The organism is Nostoc flagelliforme FACHB-838 (genome assembly GCF_014698065.1).
GTDB classification, from domain to species: domain Bacteria; phylum Cyanobacteriota; class Cyanobacteriia; order Cyanobacteriales; family Nostocaceae; genus Nostoc; species Nostoc flagelliforme_B.
The window spans coordinates 19,815-27,509 of the sequence record NZ_JACJSI010000085.1 but is presented as its reverse complement, the minus strand read 5'-3'; the positions used below and the strand labels follow the sequence as shown (position 1 = coordinate 27,509).

Annotated in this window: 5 protein-coding genes; 1 reads left to right on the top strand and 4 read right to left on the bottom strand. The window is 37.6% G+C overall.

Features of this window, described 5'->3' with window-relative positions; genetic code table 11:
- Positions 1-244 precede the first annotated feature (244 nt).
- Positions 245-1,360, top strand: a complete 1,116-nt coding sequence (locus H6G97_RS27775) for a formylglycine-generating enzyme family protein (RefSeq protein WP_242055306.1) — start codon at positions 245-247, stop codon at positions 1,358-1,360.
- A 184-nt stretch (positions 1,361-1,544) separates the two neighbouring features.
- On the opposite strand, the gene H6G97_RS27770 is transcribed toward H6G97_RS27775, so the two are convergent.
- The 4 genes from H6G97_RS27770 to H6G97_RS27755 form a co-directional block, all read right to left on the bottom strand.
- On the bottom strand, positions 1,545-2,669 hold the full coding sequence (locus H6G97_RS27770) for a hypothetical protein (protein ID WP_190943794.1): 1,125 nt from the start codon (positions 2,667-2,669) through the stop codon (positions 1,545-1,547).
- 16 nt (positions 2,670-2,685) lie between these two features.
- The gene (locus H6G97_RS27765) at positions 2,686-3,720 is read right to left on the bottom strand and encodes a prenyltransferase/squalene oxidase repeat-containing protein (RefSeq protein ID WP_190943793.1); all 1,035 of its coding nucleotides are present in this window, start codon (positions 3,718-3,720) and stop codon (positions 2,686-2,688) included.
- 31 nt (positions 3,721-3,751) lie between these two features.
- Positions 3,752-7,021 (bottom strand): type 2 lanthipeptide synthetase LanM family protein, encoded by a 3,270-nt coding sequence (locus H6G97_RS27760; protein ID WP_190943792.1) that lies wholly within the window; start codon positions 7,019-7,021, stop codon positions 3,752-3,754.
- A 275-nt stretch (positions 7,022-7,296) separates the two neighbouring features.
- Complete coding sequence (locus H6G97_RS27755; protein WP_190943791.1) at positions 7,297-7,605, bottom strand: NHLP leader peptide family RiPP precursor; 309 nt, start codon at positions 7,603-7,605, stop codon at positions 7,297-7,299.
- Positions 7,606-7,695 lie beyond the last annotated feature (90 nt).

Genomic DNA, 7,695 nt, shown 5'->3' with positions numbered 1-7,695 from the left:
TTGCTTCCAATACACCAGCTTTTATTACAAATACAAGGCATTCGGAATCAGATTCAAATAATACTTATGTACTAGTAATTGGCGCTCGCATTGTGCCAGTTGCGTAAGTCCTGCTGAAAATGAAGCAAAGGCAATTCGAGAAGAAGTTCTGCAACCATATCAGGAGTATGAACGTAAACGAGTTCAGTATGAAGCAGCGCTAATTCGTGCAGTCAATGAAGAATATCCTTTTGACGAGGAGGAGTTGGAAGAATATCAACAACATCTAGGACTGAGGGATGAGGATATTGCCTCAATAAAACAGCGAGTGCTTGTGCCAAAACAAGCAGAATATGAGCGCCAGCAGCAGGAAATAGAAAGAATACGCCAAGAGCAACAAAGAGCCGAATATCAAAGGCAGCAAGCGGAATTAAAGGAAAAACTAGAGAGTGAATTATCTGAAAATGTTTTTCAACCGCTATCTTCCCTAGGTATTCAAACTCGGTCGTTTGAGTTTGAAACCGCTACTATAACTGTAAAATCAGGATTGTTTGGCTTAGGAAAAACTTGTGAAATCAACCGCGATCGCACACAAGCGGAGTTTTTCTCAGAAAATTTGGGTTATGGGGTAGTTATAGAAATGGTTGCAATTCCTGGCGGGAAATTCTTGATGGGTTCCCCAGAAAGTGAACCAGAACGACGCGATTCTGAAGGCCCCCAGCACACTGTTACCGTTCAACCTTTTTTTATGAGTAAATTTCCAGTTACACAAAGCCAATGGGCAGTTGTAGCGGCGCTGGAAAAGGTAAATATTGATTTAGAAAATCTCCAACCATCCAAATTCACAAACGCTAATCTTAATCTACCTGTTGAGGATGTGTCTTGGAATGATGCAATTGAGTTTTGTGCCAGATTATCTCACAAGACTGAAAAAATCTATCGCTTGCCTAGTGAGGCAGAGTGGGAATATGCCTGTCGTGCCAGAACTACTACCCCATTTTATTTTGGTGAGACAATTACGACTGATTTAGCAAATTATAACGGTAACTATACTTATGGTGCTGGGACAAAGGGGGAATATCGTGAGCAAACAATAGATGTCGGAAAATTTCTACCAAACTCCTTTGGTTTATTTAATATGCATGGCAATATATGGGAATGGTGTCAAGATGCTTGGCACGAAAATTATAATGGAGCGCCAGCAGACGGTAGCCCTTGGATGAGTAGAAATGATAAGCGGCTGCTGCGTGGTGGTTCGTGGCGCAACGATCCGGGGTACTGCCGTTCTGCGGTTCGCAGTTCTTACAAACGTGACAGTAGGAGCAACCTTGTGGGTTTCCGGGTTGTGGTTGCTGCTAGCTACGATCACGAGAGTGTTTGACCTGTTTGAGAACTTGCTCACCTCCTTCTTTACGGGACGCTAACGCGAACGCGTTCACCCATTATTACAAAATATTTTGTTTCAAAATCATCATATTATGTATTTTATCTATGTCTAATCTCAGACTGAATCTTAAAAAGTCGCTGACAATAGATTCTACCAACAGATTACTATCTAATAATCATTAACCAGTAACTGCGGCTTGTTTCTGCTGTTTTTTGTGTGACCAGTAATGTTCAACTAATATATAGCCCTTAGCTTGCAGTGGAGAGTTAGGACTATAAACTAGCTTGATATGGTTAATATCCCTAATGATGGTACTAATAAAATTCCCTTGGAGTAATTCAGCCGCCGCTAAGAGATGTTCAGGCCAAAATTCTTGTGTATTTCTCGTATTATATCCTCGCCATTGTAGAAGAGCATCGCTTTTGGCAGGTGTACATAAGTCATTTTTGATCAGATATTCTAAAAATTTATTCAATTTAGGATTATTGTCAGTTAGCGTCAACGAATCAAAATAGCACTCTACACCAATCTTAGAATTCACTGTTGTACTCACATCAATGTCAAGAGCTAATCTGTCAACTAAATCAGAAATATTTAGAAGCACTTGGGAAAAATTACCGCTGATATCTTCCCAGCCAATACTATATAAATATTCTAAAATTTCCGTGCCAGAAAGACCAGAAAGGCATAATCTCACAGAATTAGTAGTTCTCGCCAGCATTAAACCGATGTGAAATATTCTGCCTTCGTTGGGAACTTTCGTGAAACATTCCCGTACCTTTGATTTTACGTCTGTTGGTAATTGATCATCCAACATTAAATCTAACAATGACTGCTCAACCCATTGGTAGTAGTTATCTGGTTGGGAAATTTCTTGACGCAGATTTTTAACACCAATAAAAAAACTAGGAACAGGAATATCAGGGTTTTCTTTATCAATATCAAATTCTAGACAAACATTATCGACTTTTTGACTCAGTAGTGAATTCGGTTGAGTCCAAAGACTAGAAAAGTTACGAACTTTCTGCCAAACTGGATTTGTGAAAAATCTTTCTGGTAATTTTGTTTTGGGATGAGTGCCTGTTAAGATTTGTGAACCAACTTGACAATGCCTTGTACATAATAAGAAGTCCACTGCATCTTGATTTTTACCTAAACGACATTCAAACCCAAATAAAGAAGTGAGTTCTGCTGGTAGTTCTTTAACTAGTTGCTGAATATTCGTCAAACTTTCAGAATCGATCAAGGCAGGTGGAATATCAGAAGCGATCGCTGTGAGATAATCTGTTAATGGACTGTTCATAGTTTGTCAATTTAAGCTAGTTTTGTAACCAATTTTCATAACGACTCAAAGCTTCTAAACAAATGGCTGTGGTAAATTCATCTGAGCCATAGTGAAGTGTTCCGCCATCTACCTGTGATTCTATAAGGCACAAAGGTTCTTTAAACCAAGAGCCATTTTCGCTCTGAGTTTGGCTGAGATAGATAATTGCTTGATGTACCCAATCACCTAAAATACCGTAATTGAAAGCAGTACAGATGGCATAAGCTGTTGATAATGGACTTCGATTTATCGAACCATCATTTGCAAACGAGTTGGTAATTTTTTCTATGTTTTTCTTTGCTGATTTCTGCATTGATTTTGCACCGTTAGCATAAGCCCTAGACATAAGATAAGGCAGCGCAAAGTTATTCGGAAAATAGATAAAAGATTCGGCTTCTTTATCTTCCAAAACCAACTGATTTAAATAATCACTTACATTTTGGGTATATTCATTATCTCCCAGATATAAAAGAATATTTGCTAAAACTCCGCTACAAATATCATTTTCTGGAGGCGCTATGTAATGTGTGCGTTTAGTATACTCTGGGTGTTTAGGATAATCTTGCAACCAAGTATAAAACAATCCATCATTATTTCTATTCTTCAAAAAGATATCTAAATTATCCGGCACATCAAAGCCGTTACTTTTTAAACAAAATGATGCACAAGCTGTATCATCTAAATCTGGTAAAATTCCAATTGGTGTATAGTAAACGAACCTTCCCCCAGATATTTTAATGTTACGATTAGTACCAAAAAAACGCCAAATAGCAGGTGGTTCCATTTCTTGGGAGAGAAATTGCAAAGCTTTATCTCGGATTGTACTAACTTTGGGACTATTGATAAAACCGAGAGAGTAGAGGACAAAAGTAGTAATATAAGTTGTGCTGAGATATTGGCAGTTTTCCCGCATTTCCGGATCAAAAGATATGAAGGTTTTAAACTCTCCATGAGGTAATTGATTTTTCAGGAGAAAGTCCAGACCTTTAACTAAACAATCTTTTGTTTGATATTTAAGTAATATTGCCATAAGACAAATCCTTAGTTAAACTAAAATATTTTTATGCCCACATCAAAACTGAAGGCAGGTTTTCGCTATCTATCAGCCGCAATAGCTGATAACCAATACCTGATACTCCTAAAAAGAAACCTGGATCGTAAATATCGCAAAGTTTCCTAGAAAATAGATAGAATCCTCCCGCAGATTGGGATCTTTTAATTATCCAAGCTGCTTGCTGTTGGGCAGTTTGCCGTAATTCTGGCCGAGAAAGGCGGTGTGCTGCTTCTAAAAGGAAATCTACTTTTCCTAAATTGCCACAGCAGAGAAAATCTGCTCCATTCATGTCAAACTTCTGGATAACTTGAGCAGATGTTTCTATTTCTTGGCGTATTTCTTTGTTATCCAAAATGCCCAAATTGGCTATGCGAGTTAAACCAATACCAGTGAAACCATAACACCAGCTAGCAATTCGCATATTTTCGGGATTTTCACCTTGTAACCAATTTTTAGCTTGGGGATGGAAAACTGATTGTTCATAGGCAATTCCCTCCTCAGCAGCTTCTAAAAAGAATGGTATTTTAGTCGCTGTGTATAACTGTAACAACGCATGAATAATGCCTGTGACTCCATGAGAAAATCCAATGATTACTTGTTCGTCAATGGTTTTCCAAGCCTGATACTTGCCGTTAGTAAAAACACGCTGCTTTAGTAAATGTTCGCCACAAGCGATCGCCTGTTTCAAAATTCCTGAGTCACCAGTGACGTTGTATAATGCCAACAATCCTAAAATTGTCCCAGCAACCCCTGCGATTACATCTAAATATTCATCTGTAGTAATCTGTTCATGACTAATAAATGAGGCAATATATGCTGCTTCTTCTATGAGCGCAGGCTCATCTATTAATTGACTAATTCTGACAAAAGCATAAACTAGTGAGCCTAAACCTTCAGCGCCACCAATGCCCATATCCAGAGCTATTTTGTTAAACTCTCTACTGGACAATTTTTGACGTAGTGGCTGCAAAATTCTCAGTGTTAAATCGTGCCATTCTGCATCTTTTGTCACCTTAGCTAAGGCAGCAAAAAACAAGGCTACTCCAGTAATGCCACTGTATAAACTATAATCTAGCGGCTGTAATTTGAATCTCTGGGCAGTGAAGACATAACGAAAACCAATCCAGGTGACACTACCGTCCTCAGCATAAGTGGCCCGATCTTTGATATCAGATGCGATCGCCATGACTTGTTGTAGTATATCTTCATTACTTAAAGCAGCGATTGTATCTAGAGATATATCCTTGCCTTCATCTGTGTTTGTACTTTCATGACGGACAATATGGGAGTATAACGAGCCTTTTATCAACTGAATTTGTTGTTGTAAATCTTGATTTCCTAGTTGTCTAAACCGATGATTTACTACAGACAAACTATCTAGCGGACAACAGTTTTTGATAGTTTCATTTTGTGAAAGTCTTAAATCTTGGCTATCCGAAAGCATCGTGAAATAAGGTATATCCAACTGCTCCATAGCCTGTAGTTCATACTTCAACACCTGCCAAAATGGATGTATTTTTTCCGAGGTGATCAAAGCTCTACTAAGAACATCAAACTCAATACTGCGGTCTATACCATCTCTAAGATATTTAGGTGCTAATGTCCTAGATAACAAACTTCCATAGACTCGAGTATCTCGAAAAATAAATCGCAGTTCTTGATGCTTAAACTTTGCCAAAGGATTATCGGCAGTTAAAATTGCTTCTCTCTGCTCTAGCAGAAAGTGATACATCTGAGCAAAACCACCAACAATTTCTCCGGTGTAGTCTGTCAGTGAAAGCTGTACACCATCCAACAGAGGAACATTTTTCTCAACCCCTATGGTTGCATAATCATAGATCGTATTCATCCGATCAGTATTAATATTTTGCCATCTCGGTTGGCGAAAGGGTGTTTGTTGGTTTAAAGTACCTCCTATGGCGCTGAAATCGTAGGCTGTCCTACCATCTGGCCCAAATTCCCACCAAGGTAATAAACCAATTCGCAACACAGAATTTGCTATTTGCTGATTGGCTTTAGAAATTGCTCCGGTAGAATCATTCTGCTCATCATCAACTTGTGGACGAGGCTGCATGAGGGATTCCATATCTGCTAGAACAGGATACTCGCCGTGAGCAATCACATTCTCGTTATGGCAATCTGTCGTATCCAAAGCATACAATAAACATAACAACATACCCATGCGTTGATAGTAATTATGTGCTTCTGTTGGATTGTTGCAAGGTAATTGTTCTACAAATTCTATCCACCCATATTGATAACGATCTAATACCTGAAGCACTTTAAAGGATAAAGGCACACCCTGTTGATTTAACCAATCTAAAAATTGAGTGTAAGCTACTTCTACACCACAGTCTTTAGGTTTGTAAACTAATTTCATTCCTGATGCAAATGTCAGGATAAAAACTGAGCGTCCTTGCTGATGAGGATCGGAAATAGAACACTGGATAACAACTACTTCTCCCAATTCTTCCCCGCTATGGAACTGATGCTGAATTGAATCCCAATCAGTAGCTAAACGTTGAATAAATTCAGCCGTTGTATTCACCCATAAGTCTAATACTGTAGCAGCTAATCGAGCTAATACACTATATTCTTGGAAAAATTCTAATAATTGCCCTTGGAGTAGATTTTCAATAAAATCTAAATATTTTTCCCTCCCTGTTTTCTCATTCTTAATTTGTTGGAATAAAGTATTAAGTGCAGACTGCCTAAAATTGCGAAAGATACTAAATTCTAAATGAAGAGCCTGACTGCAAGTATAAGACAATCTCTTTAGTAAGCTGCGCTCAAAACAAATATGTGCTGTCTCAGCAAGATGTGAATAAGCATTACTATCCACTTGAGCAATTAATTTTTGTCTAGCAATTTTAATAAATGGTAAAAACAATTCTTCAAAGGGAATTGGATGCTGAAAATCAAAGCATCTATCTAATGAATCAGAATCTCTTAAATTTGGAATGGGAAAGGATGCTGTTGTTTCTAATATAGTTTTTAAAGTTTCAGCCCAACTGGGGACATTTGCACTACTGGGAAATTTAGTTGCACCCAAAACTGGGATAACTTGAGCTAAATCAAGATTTTGCCAAGCTAGACGCCTAGTAAAGTTTGTCTCATTGCCTTCTGCTGCAATGCGACACCAATAGTCCAGGCGAGTATTTGCCAGTTGTTTGTTGATTTGGATTTCATCAATAGTCCAGCCGCAAGTTAGACGTTCTTCTATAGTGCTAGATTTATTGATAATATAATTTAAAGATTTTTCTAAACTTTTTTCCATGATTTATTTAAGAAAAAGAATAAACAACGAGATACGTAAGGGAATTTAAACAAAGATTAATTCCCAATACGTCATTATTAACAGACAATAGAAGAAAGAAAATTAATGACAAACTCAAAAACTAGAATTAGTAGGGTGTATAAAGCTACCTGTTTTCATATTGAATTACAGGGTGACAGCTATAAACAATGTCAATAGCTGCACTTTAAATAGCGTTTAAAACACCCTACATCTCATAAAAATCCTTACACTTTAATGTCAAAACATTAAAAGTATTAGGAATTTAAACACGTCTTACTCCAGCTACAAATTGTGCTACCTCTGCCACCAGCTACAGATGCTAGTTGTTCTAAAGATAGTTCTGCATCACCTTCATCATCATTAGCGCTTGGAAGTACTAAGTACAAATTTGTATCATTTGCTTGTAGTACTTGAATGTTAATTGAATCAGGAATATCTATACCTAATTCTTGGGAGATTGCTGCTTTAGGCTCGTTAAATAAGGATTGTCTAAAACTGGAATCTCTTAAAGCTTTAGCAATGATTTGAGATTGTACATCATTTGTATTGTTTGGTTGAATCATGGTAATAAATCCTTGTTCGGTTGTTTAGTGGACAATTTAATAAATACAAATAAATCGGGGAGAAGTAGGGGAGAATTCTAACCTCATCAC

Excerpts from the sequence above, each read along its gene's own strand:
- H6G97_RS27755 (WP_190943791.1), bottom strand. The coding sequence starts at position 7,605 with ATGATTCAACCAAACAATACAAATGATGTACAATCTCAAATCATTGCT.
- H6G97_RS27770 (WP_190943794.1), bottom strand. The coding sequence starts at position 2,669 with ATGAACAGTCCATTAACAGATTATCTCACAGCGATCGCTTCTGATATT.
- H6G97_RS27765 (WP_190943793.1), bottom strand. The coding sequence starts at position 3,720 with ATGGCAATATTACTTAAATATCAAACAAAAGATTGTTTAGTTAAAGGT.
- H6G97_RS27760 (WP_190943792.1), bottom strand. The coding sequence starts at position 7,021 with ATGGAAAAAAGTTTAGAAAAATCTTTAAATTATATTATCAATAAATCT.